Origin of the sequence: Kitasatospora sp. MBT63 (assembly GCF_000710465.2) — a bacterium.
GTDB lineage: Bacteria > Actinomycetota > Actinomycetes > Streptomycetales > Streptomycetaceae > Kitasatospora.
Genome location: NZ_JAIZ01000543.1, coordinates 1 through 2620 on the forward strand (window position 1 = coordinate 1; position 2620 = coordinate 2620).

Sequence of the window (2620 nt, forward strand, 5' to 3'; positions counted from 1 at the left end):
CGGCGCCGTGCTTGGTGTCGGTGAACATGATCACCCCGCCCTCGCGGGCGGCGATGTGGGCGACCACCGCATTCTTGTCGTGGCTCTGGACGTGCAGCAGGTGGTGCTCCATCGTGCTGACGGTCGCGGCGGTCGGGTCCACCGAGTGCACCACCGGGTCGTGCAGGAAGCGGCGCACCAGCTTGTCGACGTTGCGGTCCAGGGTGGCGGAGAACAGCATGGTCTGCCCGCCCTCGGCGACCTGCTCGAGCAGTTCGGTGACCTGCGGCATGAACCCCATGTCGGCCATCTGGTCGGCCTCGTCCAGCACGGTCACGCCGACCCCGTCGAGCCGGCAGTCGCCGCGCTGGATCAGGTCCTTCAGCCGGCCGGGGGTGGCCACCACGACCTCGGCGCCGCGGTGCAGCGCCATCGCCTGACGGCCGATCGACATGCCGCCGACCACCGTCGCCACGCGCAGCCGTACCGCGTGGGCGTACGGGGTGAGCGCCTCGGTGACCTGCTGGGCCAGTTCCCGGGTCGGTACCAGGACCAGGGCGAGCGGGCGGCGGGACTCGGCGCGCCGGCCGGCGGTGCGGGCCAGCAGGGCGAGCCCGAACGCGAGGGTCTTCCCGGAGCCGGTCCGGCCGCGGCCGAGGACGTCACGGCCGGCCAGCGTGTTCGGCAGGGTGGCGGCCTGGATCGGGAACGGCGCGCTGACGCCCTGCCGGGTCAGCGTGGCGAGCAGGGCGTTCGGCAGCTCCAGCTCGTCGAAGGACGCGACGGCGGGCAGCGCCGGGGTGATCGTGACGGGGAGTGCGAACTCCCCCTGGACGGCGGAGCGCTGACGCGGGTTGCCGCCGGACGGGCGCCGTACGCCACCGGAACGGGACCCGGCACCGGCCCGGCCGCCGGAGCGGGCGGCCGCGGCGCCACCGCCGCGGTAGGAGGGGCGATCGGAGCGGTTGCTGCGGTCGGAGCGGTTCATGCGAAGGGCCTTCCTCGGGGCGGCACGTCACGAGGAGGTCCCCGCGGCTCAGGGCAGCGCGGGATCGCACGAACGGGCCGGAGATGGAACGGGCGGGGCGTGGACGGTGGAGCCGTGCGGCACGTCGCCTGCGGTGGGCGCTCGCCGTGGGACGGCGGCGGCCTCGATCCGCGGATGGTCACGGGCGGCCCCGGGCCGCGGCGCGGTGCGTCTCGCGTGGGGGGTGGTCGCCAGTGACGGAGCCGGGCCGGTGGGGCCTCGGCGGTGGTCGGCGGAAATGCCCAGGGACCCGCACCGTGCGTCTACGCGGTGCGGGTCCCTGCTGCGTCGGCAGGTGCCTGCGCAGTGGAAACTACAGCGGGCGAATGTTCTCCGCCTGCGGGCCCTTCTGGCCCTGCGTGACGTCGAACTCGACCTTCTGGCCCTCGAGCAGCTCACGGAAGCCGCTGGCGTTGATGTTCGAGTAGTGGGCGAACACGTCCGGACCGCCGCCGTCCTGCTCGATGAAGCCGAAGCCCTTTTCCGAGTTGAACCACTTCACAGTGCCATTAGCCATTAAAGCTCTCCTTCGAGGGGCCGTCCGAGGTCAGCACCGTGCAGACCTCGAGTCGCCGCGATGATGACCCACCGGGAAAACCCGGACAACAAAAATGCGCCCGCGATCACATCAGCAGGCGCACACACACGTTCATGGGGACCACAACTGCAACTGGCATGACTGTAGCAGGCGCCGGCCGATTCGAGGAGGAATTACCTCCGCGCGTCGCGCGAGCATTCCCCCGCGCCGCGGCCCGGCCCCCCGCACCATCACCGACGGACCGTCAGAAGGCTTCGGGGGAACGGGCACCGCGCCCGTGGATCACACCCCGCCGGGCCCGGCTAGAGTGCCGGACATGGCGGTGGACGCGGACGTGGCGGTGGTGGGCGCGGGGCCGGTCGGCCTCGCCGCCGCGCTGCTGCTCGCCCGGGCGGGGCTCGGCGTGGTGGTGCTGGAGCGCCGCCCCGGTCCGGTCACCGAGTCCCGGGCCACGGACCTGCACGCGCGGACCCTGGAGGCGCTCGCGCCGAGCGGGCTGGCCGAGGCGCTGCACCCACTGGGCCGCCGGGTGGACACCGTGGAGATGTGGTCGCGGGGGCGCCGGCTCGGCGGCTTCGACCTGGGCGGGCTGCGCTCCCCGTACCCGTACATCCTGACCGTCCCGCAGTGTGCGACCGAGGGCCTGCTCGCCGAGCGGGCCGAGCGCGCGGGGGTACGGGTGCACCGCTCGACGGCGGTCCGGTCGGTCACCGAAGACGCCGACGGCGTCACCGTACGGGCGGACGCCCTGGACCCGCTGCGCGCCCGCTGGGTGGTGGCGGCCGACGGTGCGTCGAGCACCCTGCGGGCCCTGGCCGGTACGGCGTTCCGGGGCCGGACCTACACCGGGACCTGGCAGCTGGCCGACCTGCGGGTCGAGGACTCCTCGCTGGACCTGACCCGGGTCCACATGGTCGGCGGGCCGCGCGGCCTGCTGGTGGTGCTGCCGATGCACCTGGACGGCTGGGCCCGGGTGGTGCTGCACCTGCCGTCCGGCCGCACACCGGACGGCGCCCTCGCGCCCGCCGCCACGCCCGTCCCCGACGGCCGGGCCGACCCCGCCGCCATCGCCGCCG

3 protein-coding genes are annotated in these 2620 nt (G+C 74.2%); 1 reads left to right on the top strand and 2 read right to left on the bottom strand.

The features are described 5' to 3' along the window. Positions 1–967, bottom strand: a 967-nt coding sequence (locus tag AA75_RS28810; RefSeq protein WP_033823214.1) for a DEAD/DEAH box helicase, incomplete at its 3' end; no start/stop codon positions are given. Between the two features lie 352 nt (positions 968–1319). After that, a complete protein-coding gene (locus AA75_RS28815; RefSeq protein WP_033823215.1) occupies positions 1320–1523 on the bottom strand; it encodes a cold-shock protein in 204 nt (67 codons plus the stop codon). 337 nt (positions 1524–1860) lie between these two features. Between AA75_RS28815 and AA75_RS28820 the strand changes: the two genes are divergently transcribed. Continuing rightward, positions 1861–2620: NAD(P)/FAD-dependent oxidoreductase (locus AA75_RS28820; RefSeq protein ID WP_158515577.1), on the top strand; the 760-nt coding region annotated here is incomplete at its 3' end.